19 protein-coding genes and 1 riboswitch are annotated in these 26,598 nt (G+C 53.1%); of the genes, 16 read left to right on the top strand and 3 right to left on the bottom strand.

The features are described from left to right. Window positions 1-66: 66 nt before the first annotated feature. A complete protein-coding gene (locus I2H39_RS14475) occupies window positions 67-3,435 on the top strand; it encodes a response regulator (RefSeq protein WP_195626787.1) in 3,369 nt (1,122 codons plus the stop codon). Between the two features lie 86 nt (window positions 3,436-3,521). Next, window positions 3,522-5,780, top strand: coding sequence for an extracellular solute-binding protein (locus I2H39_RS14470; RefSeq protein WP_195626786.1), 2,259 nt, complete (start codon window positions 3,522-3,524; stop codon window positions 5,778-5,780). A 96-nt stretch (window positions 5,781-5,876) separates the two neighbouring features. Here the strand turns inward: I2H39_RS14470 and I2H39_RS14465 are convergent, their stop codons facing one another. Continuing rightward, window positions 5,877-7,109, bottom strand: a complete 1,233-nt coding sequence (locus I2H39_RS14465; RefSeq protein WP_138310492.1) for an argininosuccinate synthase — start codon at window positions 7,107-7,109, stop codon at window positions 5,877-5,879. A gap of 247 nt (window positions 7,110-7,356) precedes the next feature. Here I2H39_RS14465 and argC point away from each other — a divergent pair, with 247 nt between their 5' ends. The 10 genes from argC (at window position 7,357) to I2H39_RS14415 (ending at window position 18,740) form a co-directional block, all read left to right on the top strand. Continuing rightward, window positions 7,357-8,397 (top strand): N-acetyl-gamma-glutamyl-phosphate reductase, encoded by a 1,041-nt coding sequence (argC, locus tag I2H39_RS14460; RefSeq protein WP_138310491.1) that lies wholly within the window; start codon window positions 7,357-7,359, stop codon window positions 8,395-8,397. 71 nt (window positions 8,398-8,468) lie between these two features. Then, window positions 8,469-8,933 (top strand): GNAT family N-acetyltransferase, encoded by a 465-nt coding sequence (locus tag I2H39_RS14455; RefSeq protein WP_138310490.1) that lies wholly within the window; start codon window positions 8,469-8,471, stop codon window positions 8,931-8,933. 105 nt (window positions 8,934-9,038) lie between these two features. Then, window positions 9,039-10,262, top strand: coding sequence for a bifunctional glutamate N-acetyltransferase/amino-acid acetyltransferase ArgJ (argJ, locus tag I2H39_RS14450; RefSeq protein ID WP_347563872.1), 1,224 nt, complete (start codon window positions 9,039-9,041; stop codon window positions 10,260-10,262). Between the two features lie 181 nt (window positions 10,263-10,443). Beyond that, entirely contained in the window at window positions 10,444-11,334 is an 891-nt protein-coding gene (gene argB / locus I2H39_RS14445; protein WP_138310488.1) for an acetylglutamate kinase, read from the top strand. Beyond that, a complete protein-coding gene (locus I2H39_RS14440; RefSeq protein WP_138310487.1) occupies window positions 11,327-12,562 on the top strand; it encodes an aspartate aminotransferase family protein in 1,236 nt (411 codons plus the stop codon). Before argB ends, I2H39_RS14440 begins: the two co-directional genes overlap by 8 nt. Window positions 12,563-12,918: 356 nt before the next feature. After that, on the top strand, window positions 12,919-14,340 hold the full coding sequence (locus I2H39_RS14435) for an efflux RND transporter periplasmic adaptor subunit (protein ID WP_195626785.1): 1,422 nt from the start codon (window positions 12,919-12,921) through the stop codon (window positions 14,338-14,340). 61 nt (window positions 14,341-14,401) lie between these two features. Beyond that, window positions 14,402-15,145: an ABC transporter ATP-binding protein gene (locus tag I2H39_RS14430; protein WP_347708588.1), complete on the top strand. Its 744-nt coding sequence runs from the start codon at window positions 14,402-14,404 to the stop codon at window positions 15,143-15,145. Beyond that, window positions 15,135-16,346 (top strand): ABC transporter permease, encoded by a 1,212-nt coding sequence (locus tag I2H39_RS14425; protein ID WP_138310484.1) that lies wholly within the window; start codon window positions 15,135-15,137, stop codon window positions 16,344-16,346. Before I2H39_RS14430 ends, I2H39_RS14425 begins: the two co-directional genes overlap by 11 nt. 90 nt (window positions 16,347-16,436) lie before the next feature. Beyond that, window positions 16,437-17,636 carry a TolC family protein gene (locus I2H39_RS14420; protein WP_138310483.1) on the top strand — a complete coding sequence of 400 codons (1,200 nt, stop codon included), beginning with the start codon at window positions 16,437-16,439 and terminating at the stop codon, window positions 17,634-17,636. Between the two features lie 3 nt (window positions 17,637-17,639). Next, window positions 17,640-18,740 carry a hypothetical protein gene (locus I2H39_RS14415; protein ID WP_195626783.1) on the top strand — a complete coding sequence of 367 codons (1,101 nt, stop codon included), beginning with the start codon at window positions 17,640-17,642 and terminating at the stop codon, window positions 18,738-18,740. Window positions 18,741-18,765: 25 nt separating this feature from the next. On the opposite strand, the gene I2H39_RS14410 is transcribed toward I2H39_RS14415, so the two are convergent. Together I2H39_RS14410 and I2H39_RS14405 are read right to left on the bottom strand one after the other, a co-directional pair. Continuing rightward, window positions 18,766-19,464, bottom strand: a complete 699-nt coding sequence (locus tag I2H39_RS14410) for a response regulator transcription factor (protein WP_178331995.1) — start codon at window positions 19,462-19,464, stop codon at window positions 18,766-18,768. Beyond that, window positions 19,457-20,989, bottom strand: coding sequence for an ATP-binding protein (locus I2H39_RS14405; RefSeq protein ID WP_195626782.1), 1,533 nt, complete (start codon window positions 20,987-20,989; stop codon window positions 19,457-19,459). Before I2H39_RS14405 ends, I2H39_RS14410 begins: the two co-directional genes overlap by 8 nt. 165 nt (window positions 20,990-21,154) lie before the next feature. Here I2H39_RS14405 and I2H39_RS14400 point away from each other — a divergent pair, with 165 nt between their 5' ends. The 4 genes from I2H39_RS14400 (at window position 21,155) to I2H39_RS14385 (ending at window position 26,594) form a co-directional block, all read left to right on the top strand. Next, window positions 21,155-22,447: a potassium transporter TrkG gene (locus I2H39_RS14400; RefSeq protein ID WP_138310479.1), complete on the top strand. Its 1,293-nt coding sequence runs from the start codon at window positions 21,155-21,157 to the stop codon at window positions 22,445-22,447. 105 nt (window positions 22,448-22,552) lie between these two features. Continuing rightward, a complete protein-coding gene (locus tag I2H39_RS14395) occupies window positions 22,553-23,227 on the top strand; it encodes a TrkA family potassium uptake protein (protein ID WP_138310478.1) in 675 nt (224 codons plus the stop codon). A 324-nt stretch (window positions 23,228-23,551) separates the two neighbouring features. Beyond that, a riboswitch (purine riboswitch) is annotated at window positions 23,552-23,647 on the top strand. Window positions 23,648-23,801: 154 nt separating this feature from the next. Next, on the top strand, window positions 23,802-25,073 hold the full coding sequence (locus I2H39_RS14390; RefSeq protein WP_195626781.1) for an amidohydrolase family protein: 1,272 nt from the start codon (window positions 23,802-23,804) through the stop codon (window positions 25,071-25,073). 126 nt (window positions 25,074-25,199) lie between these two features. After that, a complete protein-coding gene (locus I2H39_RS14385) occupies window positions 25,200-26,594 on the top strand; it encodes an NCS2 family permease (RefSeq protein ID WP_138310476.1) in 1,395 nt (464 codons plus the stop codon). Window positions 26,595-26,598 lie beyond the last annotated feature (4 nt).

Genomic DNA, 26,598 nt, shown 5'->3' with positions numbered 1-26,598 from the left:
CAATAATATAATAATAGTTAAAGCTATTCAAAGTCATGTGGTTTCCGGAAAAGCGAGGTACGGCAGATGAAACAGATACGAAAAAAACATAAGTTTTCTCTGCCTGCGACCATAGCGGTCTGCATCGCTCTCGCGATTGTATTTTACCTGTCATTGTCTTATTTTCTGGAAGGATACCGCAGAGACATCTATGACCGTATCATTAATTCCAATATCTCTGCGCTGAAGGAGACAACCAATACCCTGATTTCCAAAACAACAGAAGGATTCAATCACTGCCAGCATGAGATACGCGTGCTGGGAATCGGCATGTCCGAAGATTTGAAGGAGAACGGCTTTGACTCCATGGACGGACTCAGTGAGGAGGACTGCAGTTATATCCGGGATTTTAACAGGGTGTCCGTATTCGATTACTGTGTGCTGCTGAATGAATCCGGCCGCGGCGTGTACAGCGAGGGAACGGCTGTGAAACCCATCAACCTGTATTCCAGCCAGGCATATGTGGACTGCCTGACCAGTCCGGACGGGGAGGCAATCAGCTTTATATCAGACCCGTTCAGCGCTTCCGGCAAGGATGTGGTTGCATTTTCCTGCCGTACGGGCTCAGTCATACTGATTGGCATCTACAGCCAGGATTCCTTCCGGTCCCTCTATGATTCCACCACCTTTGGGGACAATGCGTCCTATATGATTACCACTGATTCGGGTCTGATTCTCTCCCGCACCCATGTAAACCAGGAGCTGGGGGAATCCCTAAATCTGTTTACATATTTTGAGGAAAATCCTAAAAATGCAGGATTCTTTACTCCGGATGACCAGGGCAGGACGGACTGTGACAGGGTGCTGTGGGATTTCAGGAACGATAAAAGCGGCAGCGCCGAGATTTATTTCGGGGATTCCCGGTATGAGCTTGTGTATGCGCCGGTTCCGGGAACCGGATGGGATTTTATCTCCTGTGTTTCCTATGACCACATTACGGCAGATGCAGTGCAGATTAACCAGGAAACCATCCATCTGACCGTGTTCATCATTGCGCTGATGCTGGGTATGTTCCTGGTGATAGTAATCATGCTGGTATTTGTGGTGCGGGCCAACGCATCCAGGGAAGCTGTGCGCCGCGACCGGATTTTCACCCTTATGACCCATTATGTGCCCAATGTCATTGTCATTGCAGACAGTACAAGCGGGGCCATTGAGTATGCGTCCCGCAATACGGACCAGGTTCTGGGGATTGAGGATGCATTTGAAAATGTCATAGAAGAAAAGTTTTTATGCTGTATCAATGACAGCGACCGCCAGGCGGTTCTGGACCTTATCAGCCGAATCCGTAAGGGGGAGTGTGCCAGCGGCAGCCTGAAGCTGCGCTTTACCCGCCCCGACACCCGCAAGGATATCGTGCTGTCCCTTAATGCCTATCTGATTGCGGAACAGGACAGCAGCCAGCGCTTTATCACCCTGACGCTGGAGGATATCACGGAACGGGTACAGTCCCGCAGGCGTCTGGAGGAGGCGTTGGAGAGCGAGGCGCGGGCCAATGCCGCCAAGAGCACGTTCCTGGCAAGCATGAGCCATGATATCCGTACGCCCCTGAACGCTGTAATCGGCCTGACCAACCTGGCTCTGTATTCACCGGAGGACAGCAAGAAGGTAACGGAATGCCTTCAGAAAATCGCCAATTCCTCCAAGCTGCTGCTGGGGCTGATTAACGATGTGCTGGATATGTCTAAAATTGAATCCGGCAAAATGCAGCTGGCCGAGACTGAGTTTGAGCTGGGCGAATGGCTGTCCGGCGTGGTCACGGTGACCCAGTCCCAGACAAGTGTGCGCAGCCAGCATTTTGACGTCAATGTCTGGAATATCACCCATGAACTGCTGTGCGGCGACACGGTGCGCTTAGGCCAGGTGCTTACCAATGTGCTGGGCAATGCCGTAAAGTTTACGCCGAAGGACGGGGAAATCCGTCTGGATATCACGGAAGTGCAGTCGCCGGAGCCTGCATTTGCCCGCTACGTGTTTCAGGTAAGCGATACGGGCGTGGGTATGAGCCCGGAATATATGAGCCGGATTTTCGATATGTTCTCGCGGGACCAGAATTCCTACAGCCAGGGAATCCAGGGCACGGGCCTGGGCATGGCCATCACCAAGCGCATTGTGGACCTGATGGGAGGCACCATCCGCGTGGAAAGCGAGCCGGGTGAGGGCACCACCTTTACCATTGAGCTTTCCATCCGTCTGGGCAGCCGCCATGTGCCGCTGGCAGCCGGCTGCGCCATGCTGGTTATCGGCGAGCCGGGCAGCGAGGTAAAATGCCGGGATGCAGTGAGAAAGCTGGAGGAAATCGGTGTGGACGGAGCCTGGAAGACAGACTATCAGGCAGCAGTGTCCCTGGCAGCCGGGAAAAGGGCGGTAGGGCATCCGTTTTCCCTGGTATTTCTTCCCTATAAGATGCTGCGTTTTGACCAGGCATTAACCGGAGAAGGACTGAGGCGGGATTTGGGCGGCAGCACCCTTTTGCTGCTGGGACTGAAACCGGATGAGCAGGAACTGTCTGAGGAACTTAGACAGAAGGGATTTAACCATACAATCAGCCTGCCGCTGTTCAGGATGAACCTGTACCGGAAAATCACCGGAATGCTGGGGCAGAGCGAGAACACGTCCGGCGGGCTGGCCGGAGTATTAAAGGGCATGCATCTGCTGGTGGTGGAGGACAATGCAGTCAATCTGGAAATCGCAGTGGAAATGCTCTCAGGACTTATGGGAGCAGAGGTGGATACCGCCAGGGACGGGGAAGAGGGATGCAGCCGTTTTCTGGAAGCTCCTGAGCATACATACGATGTGATTCTCATGGATTTGCAGATGCCTGTTCTGGGAGGGCTGGATGCAGCCCGCAGGATACGGAGAAGCAGCCACCCGCAGGCAGCAGCCATACCCATTATCGCACTGACAGCCAATGCCTTTGAGGAGGACCGCAGGGAGACTCTTGAGGCAGGGATGAACGGCTTTGTTCCAAAGCCAATTGATTTCACAATCCTGGCAAAGGAGATTGCGCGGGTACGGCGCGAGGGACGCTGTCTGCGGCTGCTGCTGGCAGAGGACAATGAACTGAACCGGGAAATTGCAGTGGAGCTGATACGGGCGGACGGCCAGCAGGTGGACGCCGTGGAGAACGGACGCCAGGCCCTGGAGGCATATGTTGATGCTATGGACGGCACATATGACGCCATTCTGCTGGATTTGCATATGCCGGTCATGAACGGTTTTGAGGCAGCGGCAGCTATCCGGGGCAGCCGCAAGAATAGCGCGGGAACCATTCCAATCTTTGCATTTACATCCAGCAGCGAGGATGAGGTGCGGGCGGAGGCAGCCAGGGCAGGATTCGGAGCTGTTCTGACAAAGCCAATCAATATGGAGGAGCTGCGGGGCCTGCTGGGCTAAGGGGCGGCCTGGGGAGCCGGATGGGGGATGGGTCCCTGGGCTGCCATGGCGATGGACAAAATACCCGGGAAAGAGGGAGAAGGATTATGAAGAAACAGGTGGGAATCGGACTGCTTCTGGGACTGCTGCTGATATGGGCTGCAACCGGATGCGGGGCTCCGGGCGATACTGCGGCCACAGAGGATAAGCAGCAGAGCGGGTCTGCGCCGGCTGAGGAGCCGGTGGTGCTTCACGTGTACAATACCATGGGTGAGAACATCAATACGGAGCAGGCTGAGGCATATATCCACCGCACCATGCCGGATGTGAAAATAGAAAGCACCTATGAAATCGGACCTAAGATGGAAAATGCCCAGCTGTCAGCCGTGCGCAGCGGAGGGGGACCGGAAATCCTCTATACACAGGATTATTATACCTATGTCCAGAGCGGTTATCTGAAGGATTTGACATCGGAACCGTTTTTGAAGAATTACATGATTAGCGCCCTGAATGATGCAGAGGTAGGGGGGAAGGTGTATGCGCTGCCTGTGGGCAACGGATACATCTCAGGGCTGATGGTGAATCAGCAGCTGTTGACGGATTTGGGATACAGCATGCCCCGGACCCAGGAGGAGTTCATGGAACTCTGCCGCCAGATTCAGGCGCAGAGGGAGGAGACAGGGGTGCGGGCCTATGCGTTCGGGATGCTTTACAATGACGCTGCGGCAGTGGTGGCCATGCCCTTTCTGCTGGATGCTTACACGGACAGTGAATATGTGCAGTGGCTGAACCGGTACCGGAATAATCCGGCGGAGGTATCCTTTGAAAATCCGGCCTTTGCCCGTGTTCTCAGGGGGATTGAGGAGCTGGAAGGCCTTGGGCTGTACCAGAACGGCGACTTCCTGATGAGCAGCAAACAGAACCTGCGGGAAGTGGTTCGGGGAAACGCAGTCATGTGCTCAGTGAGCTACGTTGATTACGCAATGCATTTTGAGGAAAAAATAAAGGATGTGAACGGTGTCCCAAGCTATAAAATTGAAAAGAACGGCAGGCAGGTATGGGTGCCTGCCCGGGATTTTGTATTCATACCCTATATGGGCCGCACAAAGGAGGACCGCTGGCTGGCCACCAATGGAGACTGGTACCTGGGAATCAATGCGAACATCACAGACGAGGCTGTCCTAAAGGCCTGCCGCCTGTATCTGGAATATGTGGCCTCCACGGAGTTTGCGCCGGAATATTACAGTGCTACGGTTCCGGTGGGCGCAACCACCTATTACCGCCGGGATGACACATTAAAATACGATTATTTTCAGGATACCCATCCTGAGTTTTACCAGTGCCTTACGGAAAATTCCATTGTAAAGAACCCGTACCAGTTTTACGGTTCAGATTTGTTTACCTTTGCCCTGCGCCATTACCTGTGCGGCCAGAAGTATTATGCCGGTCTGGAGGGAGCCAGCTCCTACATGAAAGTCGGCGGCACCGAAGGGATGCTGGATGCACTGGAGGAGTACCGCACCACAGGAAAAAACCGTTACCAGGTGCCGGACCATGTCATAGGAAAAACAGATAAGGCGTACAATTATGTGCGCATATTTTCACGTTCCAATGAATCAGCCCTGGGGAACCTGCTGGCCGATGCCCTGCGCCAGTACACAGGCGCAGACCTGGCAGCCATCAATGCAGGCACCCTGACAGCGGAGCTGGAGGCAGGGGAGATAACAGAGTCTGATTTGGCCACATCCATGCTCTATGGTCTGAACAACCATGTGGTTACCGTGCGCTGCAAGGGCGCCAACCTGATATCCATTCTTTCCACCAACAACCTGACTGACGCAGTGCGGTCGGACCAGTCCGGCGTGTTCGGCGGCATGGTGATACCCTCCGGCTTTACCTATACCATTACCTATGAGCCTGTGGAGGAAAATGCATATGGGGGAAAGGCTGAAATCAGCGATGTGCGCCTGTCAAACGGAGAGCCGGTGGACCCGGAGGCCTGGTATACGGTCACGACCACTGATTATGAGCTGGGGGGCAGCGACAGCTGGGATGCATTCACCATACTTCCGCCGGATAAACCTGCCGCGCTTCCCCAGGGCATTGCCGTCTACCAGACATTTGACCCGGAGAATGAGGCGGCCTGCCGGCTTTTTGACCTGAACACGGACGCCTATGACCAGCAGTACCAGCAGATAACGGACTGGGCCAGGAACCAGCCCAATATTATTGATGCTGTGATTGCCTATATAGAAAGCCACAGTGTAAACGGGGTGCTTGAGCCGGTTACCACCGACGGAAGGATTCGGATTATCAATATGCCGGAAGGGCTGGATGTGGAGAAAAACAGGATACATCTGGATTAATGCGGTTAAATACCTTATAGAAGCAGGAAAGAAAAATGCCCCGGAGCTGGAAATATCCAACCTCTCCGGGGCATTTCTTTTCTGTTTACGCCGTATTTACTGGCCCTTTTTGGCGGATTCCACCTCAGCCATTTTCATGGCCCTGACCTTAAGGGGCAGTCCGAACAGGGTGATGAAGCCGTCTGCGTCATGATGGTCATACAGGTCGCCTGTGGTGAAGGAAGCCAGGGATTCGCTGTATAAGGAGTATGGGGATGTGGTTCCGGCCTTGATGATGTTGCCCTTATACAGTTTGAATTTCACTTCGCCTGTCACATATTCCTGGGTGGACTCCACAAATGCCTGAACAGCCTCGCGCAGAGGCGTGAACCACTTGCCCTCGTAAACAATCTGCGCCATCTTGTCGGCCATGGTTTTCTTAGTCTCCATGGTGGCGCGGTCTAATACAAGTTCTTCCAGCTGCTGGTGGGCTTCCATAAGAATGGTTCCGCCTGGCGTCTCATACACGCCGCGGGACTTCATGCCCACCACGCGGTTTTCCACGATATCCACAATGCCGATGCCGTGTTTTCCGCCCAACTCATTTAGCTTGCGGATGATATCGGAAACCTTCATTTTCTGTCCGTTCACGCTGGTGGGAACGCCTTTCTCAAAGGTCATGGTCACGTACTCGCCTTGGTCCGGCGCCTTTTCAGGCGTTACGCCAAGCACAAGCAGGTGCTCGTAATTGGGCTCCTGTGACGGGTCCTCCAGCTCCAGGCCTTCATGGCTGATATGCCATAAGTTCCTGTCGCGGCTGTAGCTGCTGTCTGCTGAGAAGGGCAGGTCAATGCCGTGCTGCTTGCAGTATTCAATCTCATCCTCCCTGGACTGCATGGTCCATACATCGGTCATACGCCATGGAGCAATGATTTTGATGTCCGGAGCCAGGGCCTTGATGCCCAGCTCAAAGCGGATTTGGTCATTGCCCTTGCCGGTGGCGCCGTGGCAGATGGCTGAGGCGCCTTCCTTGCGTGCAATCTCAACCAGTCTCTTGGCAATGGCAGGACGGGCCATGGAGGTGCCTAAGAGGTATTTGTTTTCATATACTGCATTTGCCTTTACACAGGGCATGATGTAGTTGTCACAGAAATCATCCACTAAATCTTCAATATATAATTTGGAAGCCCCGGATAATTTGGCTCTCTCATCCAGGCCGTCCAATTCACTGCCCTGGCCGCAGTCAATGCAGCAGCAGATGACTTCATAACCAAAATGCTCCTTTAACCACGGAATGATTGCGGTGGTATCCAGTCCGCCGGAATAAGCTAAAACTACTTTTTCTTTCATATTAATATCCTCCTGAGATTGCTGTACTGATTGAACTTTCATAAATATACAACATTATGTGATAAAATGCAAGCACTAAATAAAAATATTTAAAAGATGTTGCATATTATGCATTTATAATGTATAATTATGAAATCCATAAGGGGACCGGAAAATAAGGTTCATGGAAATGCTTCTTTTCATTTAAAGAAAAACTGACTATAATGAAGGCAGCAGCCAATATTTATAAATATAAGGAGATATGGATATGATTAAGGCAGGTATCATTGGTTCCACAGGATATGCGGGAGGAGAGCTGGCAAGGCTCCTGCTCCAGAGGGATGACATAGAGATTAAATGGTATGGTTCCAGAAGCTACATAGACCAGAAATATGCATCCATTTACCAGAACATGTTCCAAATCGTGGACAATGCTTGTATGGATGATAATATGAAGGCGCTGGCAGACCAGGTGGACGTGGTGTTTACCGCAACGCCCCAGGGCCTGTGCGCATCCCTGGTGGACGAAGACATATTATCTAAGGTAAAGGTCATTGATTTAAGTGCTGATTTCCGTATTAAGGATGTGTCGGTTTACGAAAAATGGTATAAGCTGACCCATGCATCCCCCGGGTTCATCGGTGAAGCCGTTTACGGACTGCCTGAAATCAACCGGGAAAAGGTGAAGAAGGCCAGGCTCATTGCCAATCCGGGATGTTTCCCCACCTGTTCCTTCCTGTCAGTATATCCATTGGTAAAGGAAGGGCTCATTGACCCTGATACCATCATCATCGACGCCAAGTCCGGTACATCCGGCGCGGGCAGGGGCAGCAAGGTGGACAGCCTGTACTGTGAGGTCAATGAAAACATTAAGGCTTACGGCGTGGCCTCCCACAGACATACGCCGGAGATTGAGGAACAGCTGTCCTATGCGGCGGGAAAGCCGGTAACTATCAGCTTTACCCCTCACCTGGTGCCCATGAACCGCGGCATCCTGGTGACAGCCTACGCCTCCCTTACAAGGGAAGTGTCCTACGAGGAGGTAAAGGCTGTGTACGACAAATATTATGCAGATGAATATTTTGTCCGTGTCCTGGATAAGGATGTGGTTCCCCAGACCCGCTGGGTGGAGGGAAGTAATTTTGCGGACGTGAATTTTAAGATAGACCCCAGGACCAGCCGGGTGGTGATGATGGGAGCCATTGACAACATGGTTAAGGGAGCAGCGGGCCAGGCCATCCAGAACATGAACCTGATGTTCGGCCTGCCGGAGAATACGGGACTGAAGCAGATTCCCATGTTCCCCTGATGGTCCGGGAGGCTGGTTTAAGGACACCCCTGAGAGAATAACAGAGGGAAAAAGAAAGGAAACATGAAAACATGGCAGGTACGATGGATATCCTTATCCGCGAAATGACCATAGCGGATTATGACCAGGTTTACGACCTGTGGACAGAAATCAAGGGCTTTGGAATCAGAAGCATTGACGATTCCCGGGAGGGGGTGGAGCGCTTCCTCAGAAGGAATCCCACTACCAGCGTGGTGGCTGTCCAGAACGGACATATCATAGGAAACATCCTCTGCGGCCATGACGGCAGGACCGGCTGTTTTTATCACGTGTGCGTGGCGCCGGGATACAGGAAGCACGGCGTTGGATACCGTATGGTGCGCACTGCCATGGAGGCCCTGCAGAAGGAAGGAGTCAGCAAAATCAGCCTGATTGCATTTAAGGATAACGAGGTGGGAAACGCCTTCTGGCAGGGAATCGGGTGGCGGGAACGGGAGGATGTGAATACATACGAATTCATACTGAATGAGGAAAACATCACCCGTTTTGTGCGGTAAGATAACACGGCGGCGCACCGGTACAAAGGCCGGCGCACCGCCATATGACATAAAGGTATGGAGATAAATGGAGGAACCAGAGAGATGGATGAGTCAAGTATGGGAATCAAAATTATAACCGGCGGCGTCACGGCTGCCAAGGGCTTCCAGGCTGCTTCTGCGGCAGCCGGAATCAAATACAGGGACCGTCAGGACATGGCAATGATTTACAGCCAGGAGCCCTGTAAGTCGGCAGGCACCTTCACCACCAATATTGTGAAGGCAGCTCCTGTTAAATGGGATAAAAACCAGGTTACAAGCGGGGCTCCTGCCCAGGCGGTGGTCATTAACGCGGGAATTGCCAATGCCTGCACCGGAGAGGAGGGCATGGGATACTGCGGGCAGACAGCCGATGCGGCGGCCCTTGCCCTGGGAATTCCCGCTGAAAGCGTCCTGGTGGCATCCACGGGAGTCATTGGCATGCAGCTGCCCATGGACAGGATTACGGCGGGAGTCATGGCCATGGCTCCGCTGCTGGACAAGAGCCTGGAGAGCGGAACCAAGGCATCCAGGGCCATCATGACAACGGATACAAAGAACAAGGAGGTGGCTGTCCGGTTTGAACTGGGGGGAGCCACCGTGACCATGGGCGGCATGTGCAAGGGCTCCGGCATGATTCACCCCAACATGTGCACCATGTTAAGCTTTGTGACAACGGATGCGGCCATCAGCAAGGAATTGCTCCAGGAGGCCCTTAGCCAGGACATCCAGGATACATACAACATGATTTCCGTGGACGGGGATACCTCCACCAATGACACGGTCCTTCTTCTGGCAAACGGGCTGGCAGGCAACAGGGAAATCACAACAAAGGATGAGGATTACCAGACTTTCTGCCGGGCATTAAGGATTGTGAACGAGACATTGGCCAAAAAAATGGCGGGCGACGGCGAGGGCTGCACCGCGCTGTTTGAGGTAAAGGTGGTGGGAGCTGAGACAAAGGAACAGGCTAAGGTCCTGGCTAAGTCTGTAATCTGTTCCAGCCTTACCAAGGCAGCTATCTTTGGCCATGACGCCAACTGGGGCAGGATACTCTGCGCCATGGGCTACTCAGGGGCACAGTTTGACCCGGAAAAAGTGGACCTGTATTTTGAGAGCGCGGCAGGGAAGATGCAGATTATAAAGGACGGCGTGGCCGTGGACTACAGCGAGGAACAGGCCACCCGGATTCTGTCAGAGCCGGAGGTGACCGCTGTGGCCGATATCGGGATGGGGGACGCCCATGCCACTGCATGGGGCTGCGACCTGACCTTTGATTATGTCAGGATTAATGCGGATTACCGTTCATAATATGGGCGCTGAGTGCCAGCGTCATGTATCGCATGTAAGCGCTTAAGGGACAGGCGCTAAGTGCTCATAACGGGCCGCTGCACTAAGCTCGTGGAAGACCTCGCTAAGTGCCAGCGTCATGTATCGCACGTAAGCGCCTAAAGGACAGGCGCTAAGTGCTCATAACGAGAGGAGTATGTGAATGAATTTGGAACCTATGCAGAAGGCGGCGGTGCTCATTGAGGCACTGCCCTATATCCAGCGTTTTAACAGGAAAATCGTGGTGGTGAAATACGGCGGAAGCGCCATGGTGGATGAGGAACTTAAGAAAAAGGTGATTCAGGATGTGGTACTGCTTAAGCTGGTTGGCTTTAAGCCCATTATTGTACACGGAGGCGGGAAGGAAATCAGCCGCTGGGTGGGCAAGGTGGGGATGGAGGCCCAGTTTAAAAACGGTCTCAGGGTCACGGATGAACCTACCATGGAGATTGCCGAGATGGTTCTCAATAAGGTGAATAAGAGCCTGGTGCAGCTGGTCAATGAGCTGGGCATCAAGGCGGTGGGAATCAGCGGCAAGGACGGAATGATGCTTAAATGCCATAAGAAATATGCCGGCGGCGAGGACATCGGGTTTGTGGGCGACGTGGAGGAAGTGAATCCCAAAATCATTTATGATTTGCTGGAAAAGGATTTCCTGCCCATTATCTGCCCCATTGGCTTTGATGAGGATTTCCTCAGCTACAACATCAATGCGGACGACGCGGCCTGCGCCATTGCCACGGCCGTGGAGGCGGAAAAGCTGGCCTTCCTCACGGATGTGGAGGGCGTATATAAGGACTACGAGGATAAGTCCTCCCTTATATCCGAGATGACGGTGGAGGAGGCCCAGAGCTTTGTGGACAGCGGAATGCTGGGCGGCGGAATGCTTCCCAAACTTCAAAACTGCATCAATGCCATAAAGAACGGCGTATCCAGGGTGCATATCCTGGACGGCCGTATCCCACACTGTCTGCTGCTGGAAATCTTTACCGACAAGGGTATTGGAACCGCTATCTATAATTCCCAAGAAGACGAGAGGTATTATCATGGCTGAGAAACAGTTGATTGAACGGGCGGAACAGGCCCTTTATAAGGTATATAACCGGTTCCCTGTGGTGTTTGACCACGGGGAGGGAGTGAAGCTCTACGATACAGAGGGCAGGGAGTACCTGGATTTTGGCGCGGGTATTGCTGTCATGGCGCTGGGATATGGGGATGAGGAGTATACAAAGGCAGTGGAGGACCAGCTGCACAGGCTGACCCATATCTCCAACCTGTTCTACAACCAGCCCTCTATTGATGCAGGTGAAAAGCTGCTTCAGGCATCGCAGATGGATAAGGTGTTCTTTACCAACAGCGGCACCGAAGCCATTGAGGGGGCTCTTAAGATTGCAAAGCGCTATCATTACAACAAACTCCATGAAACCATGGGAGACGGCTGCGACGGGTGCGGGGATGCAGAGCCGGACATGACAGGGGAAATCATTGCCATGAATCATTCCTTCCACGGAAGAAGCCTGGGAGCCCTGTCCGTTACAGGCAATGCCCATTACCAGGAGCCTTTTAAGCCCCTTGTTCCGGGAATCCGCTTTGCTGATTTCAATGATTTGGACAGCGTAAAAAAGCTGATTAACAGCAAGACCTGTGCGGTAATTATGGAAACCATCCAGGGAGAGGGAGGCATCTATCCGGCTACGGAGGAATTCATAAAAGGCGTCAGGGCCCTGTGCGATGAACACGACCTGCTGCTGATACTGGATGAAATCCAGTGCGGCATGGGCCGTTCCGGAGAAATGTTTGCCTGGCAGCATTACGGTGTGAAACCGGATGTGATGACAGTGGCCAAGGCCCTGGGAAACGGCCTGCCCATAGGCGCCTTCCTGGCATGGGGCCGGGCAGCCGGGGCCATGGTGCCGGGGGACCACGGCACCACCTATGGCGGCAATCCTCTGGTGACAGCGGGAGCCAGCGCGGTGCTGGATATTTTTGAGAAGCGCCGTATCACGGACCATGTAAAGGAGATTGGCGCCTATCTCTACGAGAAGCTGGAGGAGCTGGCAGAGGAGCTGGATTGCATCAGGGGACACCGGGGAAGGGGATTGATTCAGGGACTGGAGTTCTCGGTACCGGCAGGCCCCATTGTGTCCAAAGCATTGTTGGAGCAGAAGCTGGTATTAATCAGCGCCGGGGCCAACATCATCCGTTTTGTTCCGCCCCTGGTGATTGAAAGGGCGGATGTGGACGAGATGATGAAACGCCTCAGGGCAGCAATTGCAGGGTAAGAATGAGATTGCAGGGGAAGAATAGATTGCATGGCAGGAAACAGATTGCATTGTGAGGAATAGACTGGGGCGGAGGAATATGTCCCACCCGTCAAGGGCGGCAGGAAATACCTGGGATACAGGGTCCGGCCGCCTTTTTTCCATGGCCGGATTCCATCCTTAAGTAAATCTTTCGTTTTCATTTATGAAATGTTATGAAAATACTGGATGAAATATTTATGGGAAACCTCTATAATAGCCTTATTAAATGAACAACAGTGGTATTGGTGTTTATTTTTGTTGTATAAGTATGCCATGTGTGATATAACTGTATTAATATAAATAATACAGTTTGAGCAGGCATTAAGGAGGGAGTCATGGGAACAGAGAAAAAAGCTGGTGATTCTGAGGAAGTCCAGGTTTTGGAGGGCGTGCCGGAGGCAGAGGAGATTGACCGCCGTGTGGAGGAGCTGATGGCTCCGGAGCCGGAAGGAAACGGTAAGAAAAAGAAGAAAAAGCATAAGGCCGGAAACAGGGCATCGGAGGGAGGCTTTCATCCTGTCCGGCGCTTTAAGGGGTTCAGCCGGAAGCGGAAGATAATCACGGTCCTGATACTGGCGGCAGTGGTTTTATTCGGTTTCTCCCGTATGTCCGGGGGAAAGAAGGAGATGGGAATTCCGGTTGCCGTAATGTCCCTTTCAAAGCAGGATATTCAGGAAAAGCTTACGGTCAGCGGTCCTGTATCAGGCACAGACAGCGTGGACGTGGTGTCCAATATCCATGCGGAAATCACGGCCATGAATGTAAAGGAAGGGGATACCGTTACAAAGGGACAGGTACTGGCTGTTGTGGACAGCACGGACCTGGAACGGGAGGTGCAGATTGCCCAGAACGCCTACGACCTTGCGGTGGCTAATAAGCAGGAAAAGGATAAAGAGGCAGCCCTGGGATACGAAAAGGCAGTCCAGGATTTCCAGAAGGCCAGCCTGGACCACAGCAGGAACAGCCAGCTTTTTGCCACAGGCGACATCTCCCAGATGGAGCTGGAAGCCAGCGCCAATGCACTGAATGACGCCAGAAGGCAGATGGAGGGCTACACGGTGGAAAACGGGCGTGGTGTTGCTGACGCGTCCTACGGTATCCAGATACAGAACGCAGCCTTTGACCTGGAGAAGAAAAAAGAAGAACTGGATAATACCCAGATAAAGAGCACCATTGACGGCACCGTGGTCCGTGTCAATTCCAAGGTGGGTCAGTTTGCGGATAAGGTGGAGGATGATAAGCCCATTCTCAGCATCGAGAACCTGGAGCAGCTGGAACTGGAAATCAAGGTAAGCGAGTTTTCCATCGGCAAGGTAAAGGTAGGTCAGATGGCGACCATCACAGCAGATATCCTGGACGGAGAGACAGCGGAAGGCCAGGTTATAAAGATATCACCCACAGGCGAGGAAAAGGGCGGCGGCTCCACGGAGCGGGTTATCCCCACCACCATACGGGTGGACGGCGGAAGCTCGAAGCTCATCGCAGGAATCACGGCAAAGGCGGAACTTTTAATCAGGGAGGCAAAGGATGTGTTCACGGTTCCTTCATCGGCACTTTTCGACGACGGGGAAGTGACATACATAGCCATTGTGCAGGATATGAAGGTCAGACGCATACCTGTGACCACGGGCGTGGACGGCGACGTGGTGGTGGAGGTTATCCCCACGGACGATACGGTGCTGGAAGAAGGGATGCAGGTTATCTCCAATCCGGGCCCGCATCTGGTGGACGGCGCAGCCGTGCTGATTACCCAGTAGCAGGAGGCGCTGTATGAATAAGTGGATAAAGTTTTTGCACAGGGACAGGCAGACGCAGGAAATGGTCTGTGACGGACCTCTGATTAAGCTGGAGAACCTGGTGAAGATATATGATACCGGCGCCATCAAGGTACTGGGACTTAAAAAGATAAACCTTACCATTGAGCGGGGGGAGTTTGTGGCCATTATGGGACACTCCGGGTCCGGAAAGTCCACCCTGATGAATATACTTGGGTGTCTGGACCGTCCTACCCTGGGACACTATTACCTGGACGGCATTGATGTGGCGGACATGACGCCGGATCAGCTCTCCGATATCAGGAACCGGAAAATAGGGTTTGTATTCCAGTCCTTTAATCTGATATCCAGGACATCGGCCCTAAAGAATGTGGAGCTGCCCATGACCTATGCCAGGGTGCCCAAGGCCAAACGGGCGGCCAGGGCCCAGATGCTTTTGGAACGGGTGGGACTGGGGGCAAGGAAGGAACACATGCCCAACGAGCTGTCCGGAGGCCAGAGGCAGAGGGTCGCCATAGCCAGGGCCCTGGCCAATGAACCGCCTCTGATTCTGGCAGACGAGCCCACAGGAAACCTGGACACCGCATCCTCGGTGGAAATCATGGAGCTGTTTTCCAGGCTTCACCAGGAAGGGGCCACCGTGGTGCTGGTCACCCATGAGGAGGATATAGCTGCCTTTGCCCACCGTATCATACGGTTCAGCGACGGACAGATACAGAGCGACAGGCTGAATGCAGCCCGCGGCGCCTCAGAGAAGGGGAAGGGAGGGCAGCAGGATGCTGATTGAAAATATGAAAATGGCATTTTCAGCCATCCGTTCCAATAAGATGCGTTCCGCCCTGACCATGCTGGGAATCATTATCGGCATTGGTTCCGTCATAGCCATTGTATCCATTGGAGATACCATGCGGGGGCTTTTCTCGGATTTGTATAAGGACGTGGGTATTACCCAGGCCTATGTTTCCGTTGGTTACTGGCTGGATGATACGCGGCAGAGCGATTATTTTACCCTGGATGAGATGGAACGGGCCAGGGAGGCCTTTAAGGACCAGATTGCCTATATAGACAGCAACGCCTATACCAGCAGCGATGCGGAGTACAAGCGGACAAAGATTAAATTTGATTATCAGGGAATTGACTACAATTACCAGGACGTCCAGCCGGTGAACGTGGTGTACGGCCGTTACCTCAACCAGGGGGATATCCTGGGCAGAAGAAAGAATGTGGTCATGGACACCAAGAGCGCCCAGATGCTGTTCGGCACTGAGAATGCAGTGGGACGGTCCTTCCGCACCACCTTATATGGCTCCACCGATGACTTTACGGTGGTGGGCGTGTACCGCAAGGAACAAAACGCCCTTCAGGCCCTGATGATGGGCGGCAGCAGTGACAAGGGGTCGGCCTTCATACCCTATACCCTTCTGACCTGGCCCAATGACTATTTTTACCAGCTCCATGTGTATGCAAAGGACGATGTGAACCTGGACCAGTTCTTCAGCCAGTTTAAGGCGTATGCGGCCAAGATGCACGGCAGGGAGCCGGAGGATATGTACATGTACACGGCCATGCAGGAAATGACCTCGGTGGACAGCATGATGGGCAACCTGTCCATGGCAGTGGGCGGCATTGCAGCCATCTCACTGCTGGTAGGCGGCATCGGCATCATGAACATCATGCTGGTGTCCGTGACGGAGCGCACCAGGGAAATCGGTATCCGGAAAGCCCTGGGCGCAAGGACCGGGGATGTGCTGGTCCAGTTTTTGACGGAATCGGCCATCCTGTCAGCCTGCGGCGGCATCATCGGAGTCATACTGGGAGTGGGAACCGTATCCCTGGGCGGTCTGCTGCTGGGATTTGCAGTTGTCATAAAACCAGGTGTTATTGTGGTCGCGGTGTCATTCTCAGCCGTGGTCGGCATTTTCTTTGGGCTGTACCCTGCCTCCAAGGCGGCAAAGGCAGACCCTATAGATGCGCTGCGCTATGAATAGGCGGGAATTTCATCAGCGGAAACCTGGAGCCGAAGCAGGGGAAATCCAAATCCCGCCAGGGAAACCAAGAATCAGACAGGAGGAAAGCAAGTGAGACGGATAAACGGTACATGGAAAAAGGCAGGAGCCGTGGGCCTGGCCCTGATGCTGGCCCCGGTTCCGGGCATACTTGGGCCGGCAACGGCATGGGCCAGCCCGGAGTTTGCCTATTCTGCGGAAAAATGGGCTGCGCTGAGGGACGATGTGCTGGAATACGGGGAACTGGCTGACCTGATACATGAGTACAATGCCACGGTCATTAATAACCGCCTGGAATACGATGAATACAGGGGTAAGGACCATGATGAAATGAAGAATGCCTATCAGGACATTGCCGACAGGCTTTATGATTCCAGCGACAAGATGATGGATAGTGTCAATGAAGACCAGCCGGCATATGCGGGAACAGCGGTGGGAGCCATAAATGCCCGCCTTCAGGCGGAACAGAACCAGGAGCTGGCAGACTCCCAGAACGAGGACGGACGGGTGAAAAAGCTGGAATATGACAGGCAGGAGGCCGTCCTTGTAAAAGATGCCCAGACAAAGATGATATCCTACTGGCAGAAGGCCAAGGCGCGCCCTGCCCTGGAGGAGGATGTGAACCAGACCAGGTCAAAGTATGAAGCCATGGCAGTGAAGGCAGGACAGGGCATGGCCACAGAGGCTGAGCTGCTGGCGGCCCGGGAAAAGATGGAGGCGGCCCAGGCAGCCCTTAAGACCAATGACAGGGAACGGGACGGACTGCGCAGGGAGCTGTGCGTCATGACCGGATGGGACCACGACGCCCAGCCGGATATCAGGGAAGTGCCTGTGCCGGATGCAGATGAAATGGACCGGATAGACCTGGAGCTGGATAAGGAAAGGGCCCTGGAACAGAACTACACCCAGACTGCCAATGAGCGCCGTCTTACGTTTACAGGGAACGGAACCCAGTGGGATGTGATGAATCAGAAGGTGGAGACAGGACGCAGGCAGATTGAGGCGGATGTGGAGGCCAGGTATAAGCTGTTGGAGCAGGCCAGGGCTGACTATGAACAGGCTGCAGGCGAGCTGGAGCTGGCCCGCACCGGCGCTCTTACAGCGGAGCGCAAATACAGTCTGGGTATGATTTCCAAAAATGAATACACACAGCAGCAGGGAACCATGGCCGCCAGCCAGTCCGCATGCGACACAGCAGGGCTTAAGTACAGGCAGGCCCTGGAGGATTACAGGTGGGCGGTCAACGGCCTTGCACAGACAGAGGGGGCATAGGGTATGATGAAAAAATGTGTTCTGCTCTGCATCTGCATTCTCCTTGCAGGCATGTATCCCCTTGAGGTCCGTGCAGAGGAAATGCCGGACGTCATCCGCTATGAGGAACTGGAGACACTGGTAAAAGCCTACAGTCCCCAGATACAGATGGAACAGGCCCGGTATGACAGCCGGCTGGCGCGGTATGAGAACGCCAGGCAGGATATCATGGAAACCAGACGGCTTCTGAGAGAAGAAGCTGAGGATTTGGAGAAGGAGGGGGACATGGACGGCGCCAGCCAGTACCGGTCCCAGGCCAAGACACTGGAGGATGCTGCCAAGGATATGGATAAGCAGATTCGTTCGGCCCAGGGCAGTTCGGCATCCATGTCCCTGCGCAGGATGGAGGACACCGTGCTCTGGACGGCCCAGAACCTGATGGGCACCTACAATACCCTTAAGGCGGACCAGGAGGCTGCCTTGGCGCAGGCTGAGTGGAAACAGAGCCAGTATGAGAAGCTGCAGCGCCAGGTACAGGCAGGAAGCGCTTCTGGGGCCCAGGCGGACCAGGCGGGGAAGGAGGCTGAGGCAGCGGCTGCCAAGGCAAAGGCTGTACGGGATGAGATGGAACGGGTGAAGAAGGAATTGTTTATCCTGACCGGGTATCCGGAAGGCTCCCAGGCAGAAATTGGCCCCATGCCCGCGCCGCAGCCGGACCGGGTCCTGGAAATGGGCGGCAGCACCGACAAATGGCGCGCACTGGGAAACAATTATTCCCTGAGGGAACAGAGGAGCGGGGGAGCCAGCTCCAACAAGGAACTCCACGCCCGTCAGAGGGATATCCATCAGAGTGAGGAGGCAATGTACGGCCAGATGGATACCCTGTACCAGGAAGTCCTGGCCAGCCAGACACTCTGGACCAGCGCTTCTACATCTATGGCGTCCCAGGAAGCCGCATTTCAGGCGGCATCCAACAAGCTGGCCCTGGGAATGCTGTCACGCCAGGAATATCTGGAGGCAAAAGCGGCCTACATGGATGCCGCGGCTGCCAGGGAACGGGCAGACGTGGGCTTCCAGCAGGCCATGGACACATATGACTGGGCTTTAAAAGGCTTTATGACATAAATGATATTGCGGTTCTAAGAATCCCTTACTGCTTCAGCATCCGGTACCCCACTCCCACGTGGGTCTGGATGTACTGGGGCTGTGAGGGATTTTTTTCTATCTTCTTGCGCAGGGAGGCCATAAAGACGCGGAGGGAGGCAACGTCCCCTTCCCAGGCAGCGCCCCATATTTCCCTGGTTATGTAGGAATGGGTCAGGACCTTTCCCGCATTGTGGGCAAGGAGGCAGAGGAGCTTGTACTCATAGGGGGTCAGGTGCAGCTCCTCCCCGTCCAGGCAGGCGCATCCGGCCGCATAGTCAATGGTCAGCCCGCCGTTGGTAAACAGGGATGTCTGCACCTCCTCCAGGGACTGCATGTAGCTTAACCGTCTCTGGGTGGAACGGAGTCTGGCCAGAAGTTCATCCACGGAAAACGGCTTGGTCAGATAGTCGTCGGCTCCGGCATCCAGGGCAGCTATCTTGTCGCTGTCCTCGCTTCTGGCGCTGATGACAATGATGGGGGTATTGGTCCAGGAACGGATTTTGAGAATCACATCCACTCCGTCCATATCCGGAAGCCCCAAATCCAGCAGAATGATGTCCGGTCTCTGGGAGGCAGCGGTCAGTATGCCCTGTTCCCCCTTATCCGCCCATGTATAATGGTAATCGTGCATCTCCAGGGTAGTGGCGATGAGGTTTTTCACTGCTTTGTCATCCTCTATAATCAGGATGGATGGCTTATTCATGTAAGGATACCTCCTTGGCTGGTAAGATAAGCCGGAAAATGCTTCCGGCGGGTTTGTTGTCCAATACTTCTATGGTGCCCTTGTGGGCGCTCAGTATAGCCCTGCAAAGGGGCAGTCCCAGCCCCATGCCGCGCTTTCCGTCCGCGGATTTGTGGCCGGTGGTGTAGAACATCTCAAAAATCTTTTCCTTTGACTCATCGGGGATTCCGGGCCCGTTGTCACTGACATCAATGACAGCAGAGCCGCCCTCCTGGCGGCTGTTCACCGTGATGACGGAACCCTCCGGCGTGTACTTGACGGCATTGTCCACCAGGTTGGTTATGACCTGTATGATTAGCCTGGCGTCCATGTCGGCCAGAATATAGTCCCCTTCCTGCTTTACCTTGATGGTGTGGTGTTCGTGGCGCCGGTTGATATGGCGCATTGCTTCGTCTATGACTTCCTCCAGCAACTCGGTTTCCATGTGCAGGTGGACGCCCTGCCCCTCCATGCGGGTGATGGACAAAAGGTTTTCCACCAGATTGATAAGCCACATGGAATCATCGTATATGTCCCTGTATATCCGGTTCCGGTGTTCGGCTGCAAGGCTTTCGCCGTCGCTCATCAGGACCCCGGCATTGCCGGAAATGCTGGTGAGAGGGGTGCGCAGGTCGTGGGAAATGGAGCGCAGCAGATTGCTTCTGAGCTGTTCAGCCCGGGCCATGGCTGCCTCCTCCTCCCGCTTCCTGGAAATATATTCTTTTTCCAGCGCCATGGAGCACTGGCCTGTGATGGCCACGGCCATGCTGTTTTCAAATTCGCCGGGAGGCGTATCACCCGCCAGGATGCCTATGACGCCGTAAACAGCACCGGAGCTTTGGAGAGGCAGAAAATGGTAGGCTGCAGAGGGGAACAGACCGGTGGAAGCCCCTGTTTCCTTCCCTTCCTGAAAGCATCTCCGGGCAGCGGTCAGTTCCTCTAAGGTGTCCGGGGACGGACCGCGCCCTGTTACCGGGGATGAGTACTCACGGAAACACAGAGGGGACTTAAGTCCGGCGCCATCCTGTTCAAAGCAGGTGATATCCCTCTTAAGCAGCTTGTTCAGCTGCCGGGCGGTGCAGGACAGGATATCTGCCGGGGTGGCTGCTTTCTGGAGCAGCTGGCTGGTGTCCAGAATTACACTGGAGCGGTAGGCATCCTGTTGGGAAAGCCTGGCCTTTTCCTTAATCTGCACCGTGTAGGAGCTGGTGAATACGGCTGCCAGGAACGTAATCAGCAGGGTCAGCTGGGTGCCGGCGTCCTCTGCCTTCAGGACGAACATGGGCTCTGTAAATATGTAATTGAACAGCAGTACGCTGGCCAGGGATGCGCTGATGCTGTACCAGCGGCTGGCTGTGACTGCCGCCACCACCAGGACTCCCAGAATATATACGGTAATGATATTGGCCTGGGACAGGCCCAGGGATTCCAGCAGGAATCCGATGACAGTGGCTGCGGCCAGAACTGCTGCGGTCTTTAGGATGTCAAGAATGCGGGAACGGGTCATGGATTGAAAAACCTCCTTCATTGTCTACCTGGACAGTATACCATATCTTTGAAATAAATGACTGTATCTTTATAGAATCTTTACATAATCTTTATACCGGAGCTGGTTCCGTTATACCTGCTTTATGCCCTTAGTGGTAAGCTGAAGGCACTAGGAGGTGATTACATGAAGTATCTGGAAAGGCAGTCTCCGGCCAGAATCATTGCCATTGGTTTCCTGGCCGTTATCCTTACAGGTTCTTTTTTACTGATGCTGCCGGTGTGCGTAAAGCCGGGAGTAAAGCTTCATTATGTGGATGCCCTGTTTACATCCACCAGCGCTGTGTGCGTCACTGGCCTGATTGCCGTGGATACAGCCGATACCTACACGGCTCTGGGCCAGACCGTGGTAGCCCTGCTGATTCAGATTGGCGGGCTGGGGGTGACCTCTGTGGGCGTGGGTGTGATTCTGGCCCTTGGCAGGAGGGTGAATTTAAAGGAACGGCTTCTGGTAAAGGAAGCACTTAACCTGGATTCGGGCAGGGGAATCGTCTGCCTGGTGAGAAACGTACTGATGACCACTCTTTGCTTTGAGGGGGTGGGGGCAGTCCTCAGCTTCCTGGTATTTTCCAGGGATTATCCGCCTTTTAAGGCCCTGGGAATCAGTCTGTTCCACTCTGTGGCTGCATTTAACAATTCAGGCTTTGACATCCTGGGAGGGCTGAAGAATCTGACGGGATATCAGGACAATGTGCTGCTGAATCTGACCACAGCCGGACTGATTATATTCGGAGGCCTGGGATTTCTGGTAATCATGGACCTGGTGAAGAACCGGTCCTTTAAGAAGCTGTGTCTCCACTCCAAGGCAGTGATTGTGACCACCCTGATTCTTCTGGTATCCGGGACAATCCTGATTTGGCTGACAGAGGACATCACATGGCTGGGCGCATTCTTTACCAGTGTATCTGCCAGGACAGCCGGCTTTTCCACCTTTCCCCTGGGAGAATTTACCTCAGCCGGTCTGCTGACCGTGGCCCTGCTCATGTTCATCGGAGCTTCGCCGGGTTCCACGGGCGGCGGTATCAAGACCAGCACACTGTTTACCCTGTTTCACACTATAAAAGGCGCGGCCTGCAATGAGGAGCCGCATGCCTTCCATTACCGGATTCCCCAGGAGGCATTTTACAAGGCCGCCATTGTGACGGCCCTGTCGGCCCTGGTGGTGTGTCTTGGAACCTTTTTCATGTGTATCCTGGAACCGGCCATTCCCTTTGAGGATATCCTGTTTGAAATCACGTCCGCCTTCGGCACCGTGGGCCTGTCCACCGGCATAACGCCGGGACTCAGCTCCCTCAGCAAGCTTCTGGAGGTACTGGTGATGTATATCGGCAGACTGGGACCATTAACCATCGTAACAATCTGGGTATTCAAGCCCACGAAATCAGTTTCCTATGCAGAGGGAAGCATTTCCATCGGATAAAAGCGGAGCTTTGACAGGTATGGGATGGCATACCTGACAAAGCATTTTAAACATTTATGAAATTAAATAATAAGCACATTTTGAATGGATAGAGGAGGTTTTAGTATGGCACGAAAACAGACAGAGGCAATGTCCTATGGAATCATAGGTCTGGGACGGTTTGGAAGCGCCCTGGCGTCAACCCTGGCAGAGGCGGATAAGGAGCTTATGGTGCTGGACCGCAGCGAGGAAAAGATACGGCAGGCCAGGACTTATACGGAACACGCGTATGTGGTAAAGGATTTGCAGAAGGAGACGCTTCGGGAGACAGGAATACAAAACTGCGATGTGGTGGTGGTCTGCATTGGCGATAAGGTGGATGTGAGTATCCTCACCACTCTCAATGTAATCAATCTGGGCGTGCCTCAGGTGGTGGCCAAGGCCAACAGTCCGGAACAGGGCGAAATTCTGGAGAAAATCGGAGCCCAGGTGGTATATCCGGAAAAGGATATGGCGGTTCGTCTGGCAAGGAGGCTTATCTCTAAGCGCATATTCAATCTCTTTGAGCTGGACCAGAATGTGGATATATCTGAAATAAAGACCACCAGAAAGCTCACAGGCCAGTCTGTGCGGGACGCCCAGCTGAGGAACCGGTATGGCATTAACATCATCGCCATTACCAGAGGCGGATGGCTGACCACCGATGTCAGCCCGGACTATGTGTTCCAGGATGATGACACCGTGATTGTGATTGGGGAACGGGAGAAGATTAAGGGTCTGGCAGATGATTTGGTCCGGTAGAGGGAAATGGTGCGGTATTGTTTGCGTGAAAAAATGCCTTGGAATAGCTGCGGCTTTCAGCGGTTTCCAGGGCATTTTTTCAGCGCTGCCTCTTAGGGGCTGAATTTCCCGGAACAGAATATCCTATATTAGAATCCTGCATCAGACCGCGCCGTTATGTTTTTGAAAGAATATTGGTTTCGCACAAAGAAAAGGGAGGGATTTCATATATCTGCCAAAATATTTAGACAAAATGTAGAAAATGCACAAAAAGCACAAGATATATTGACATTAAGTTGTCTAATGTGATAGACTCAAGATGTCAGAAGATGACACAATTGAATAGACGTATAAGTATTCAAAACTTATATATGCTCAAGATAGGTTGAGCGTTTCTACCAACTACCGTAATAGTTGACTATAAGTTTTCACATCAGGTACTGCCCGGGGCGCCGGAGACAGGCTGATGTGGAGCCTTAGGAACAGCGGTGGTTTTTTTGTGTGCAAAAATGCATATGAAAGCCCGGGCCCGCCGCTGTACGGGTGAATACAAGGATGCGCCGGTTACCGGCGTATCACGGAAAAGGAGGAGCATATGGCAGAGAATTTTGTATTAAAAGGCAATATCTGCTACAGCCAGGATTCCCGCACACTGATATGTGTGGAGCAGGGATATCTGGTATGTACGGATGGCAAGTCAGCCGGCGTGTACAAAGAGCTTCCGCAGATGTATGCAGGATTTCCTCTGACGGATTATGGAGACAGGCTGATTGTGCCGGGTCTTACGGACCTTCATCTCCATGCCCCGCAGTATTCATTCAGGGGACTAGGTATGGACCTTGAACTGTTGGAATGGCTGAACACGCGGACATTTCCTGAAGAGGCCAAGTACAGCGATATGGAGTACGCCAGGAAGGCATATACCATATTTGCGGAAAACATGAAACACAGTGCAACCACAAGGGCTTGTATATTTGCAACCATGCACAGGGAGGCCACGGAGCTTCTCATGGATTTGATGGAGGACACCGGACTTAAGACCATGGTAGGCAAGGTCAACATGGACCGGAACAGCCCGGATATCCTGGTGGAGGAGACAGAGGAATCCCTGAGGGAAACCAGGCAGTGGCTGGAGGACATAAAGGGAAGGTACAGGAACACGGTTCCCATCCTTACGCCAAGGTTCATTCCCACCTGCTCCGACACATTGATGGAAGAGCTCAGGAAGATTCAGATTGAGTATGAACTTCCGGTCCAGTCCCATCTGTCGGAAAACAAGGGAGAGATTGACTGGGTGAAGGAACTGTGCCCGTGGTCTGAGTTTTACGGCGACGCATATGACCATTTCGGCATGTTCGGCAATGGCGTGAAGACCATTATGGCTCACTGCGTATGGCCGCCGGAACAGGAAGTCCGGAGGATGAGGGACAACGGCGTATACGTGGCCCATTGTCCGCAGTCCAACACCAACCTGTCCTCGGGCATTGCGCCTGTCAGGGCATATCTGGAGCAGGGAATCCCCACAGGACTGGGAACCGATGTGGCCGGAGGTGCGGGAGAGTCCGTATTCAGGGCCATGGCCGACGCCATCCAGGTGTCAAAGCTGCGCTGGAGGCTGGTGGATGAAACACTGAAGCCCCTTACGGCGGAGGAGGCATTTTACCTGGGAACAAAAGGCGGAGGCGGGTTCTTCGGAAAGGCCGGAAGTTTTGAGGAAGGCTATGAGATGGATGTACTGGTGCTGAACGACGAAAGCCTTAAGCATCCTCAGCCTCTGAGCCTGAAGGAACGGCTGGAGCGGTTTATCTATCTGTCGGATGAGCGCCACATTGACGCCAAGTATGTGGCCGGAAACAAAATATTTTAATGGAACATATAACGGTACATGTTTTAAATGAAAACTGAATAAGTACAAAAGGAACGGAAAGGGGTACCGTTCTTTTAAATAGAAACAGCGGAAAACTATAGGTAAGAATTCAAGGAGGTATGAAGTATGGAGAACAAATCAAATCAGGGATTCCTGGAAAAAGTATTTCACCTATCGGAAAATCACACAGATGTCAAGACAGAAATCATTGCCGGTATTACTACATTCATGACAATGGCCTATATCCTTGCAGTGAACCCGAACATCCTGAGCGCCACGGGAATGGACAGAGGTGCTGTCTTTACAGCCACCGCCCTTGCATCCCTGGTTGCCACCCTGCTGATGGCCGCATTTGCCAATTATCCCTTTGTGCTGGCGCCCGGCATGGGACTGAATGCTTACTTTGCTTACACCGTAGTACTCCAGATGGGTTATACCTGGCAGATGGCTCTGGCAGCCGTATTCGTGGAAGGTCTTATCTTCATTGCACTGTCCCTTACCAATGTGCGTGAAGCCATTTTCAACGCCATTCCCATGAATCTGAAACATGCAGTATCCGCAGGTATCGGACTTTTCATTGCATTCATCGGTTTGCAGAACGCTAAAATCGTGGTGGAGAGCGCCACTCTTGTATCTGTATTTTCATTCAAAGGCTCTCTGGAAGCAGGAACATTTAACTCGGTTGGAATCACTGTATTGCTGGCCCTGGTTGGTGTCCTTATCACCGGTATCCTGGTTGTTAAGAACGTAAAGGGAAACATCCTCTGGGGTATTCTCATCACATGGATTTTGGGTATTATCTGCGAAGTGACCGGGCTGTACCAGCCAAATGCAGAGCTGGGAATGTTCAGCGTACTGCCTGATTTCTCCAGCGGTTTCGGTATCCAGAGCATGGCTCCCACCTTCTTTAAGATGGATTTCAGCGGCATCCTGTCCTTAAACTTCGTAACCATCATGTTTGCATTCCTGTTTGTGGATATGTTCGATACCCTGGGAACACTGATTGGCGTTGCATCCAAGGCCAATATGCTGGATAAGGACGGAAAGCTTCCTAATATCAGAGGCGCTCTTCTGTCTGATGCCGTCGGTACCTCCCTGGGCGCTGTATTCGGTACCTCTACCACCACCACATTCGTTGAGAGCGCTTCCGGCGTTGCTGAAGGCGGAAGAACAGGCCTTACAGCCGTAGTGGCAGCTATTTTCTTCGGACTGTCCCTGTTCCTGTCACCGATTTTCTTAGCCATTCCGTCCTTTGCAACGGCTCCGGCTCTGATTATCGTAGGTTTCCTGATGATTAGCTCCATCCTGAAGATTGACTTCAACGACTTTACAGAGGCAATCCCAAGCTACATCGCTATCATCGCCATGCCTTTCATGTACAGCATTTCCGAAGGTATCGCAATGGGCGTTATCTCCTACGTGGTTATCAATGTGGCAACAGGCCATGCAAAGGAGAAGAAAATCAGCCTTCTGATGTACATTCTGGCAGTACTGTTTGTTCTTAAATATGTATTAATTTAAAACG

The organism is Clostridium sp. 1001283B150225_161107_B6, from assembly GCF_015556325.1.
Lineage (GTDB): Bacteria > Bacillota > Clostridia > Lachnospirales > Lachnospiraceae > Enterocloster.
This window is presented reverse-complemented; position numbering and strand designations above follow the sequence as displayed.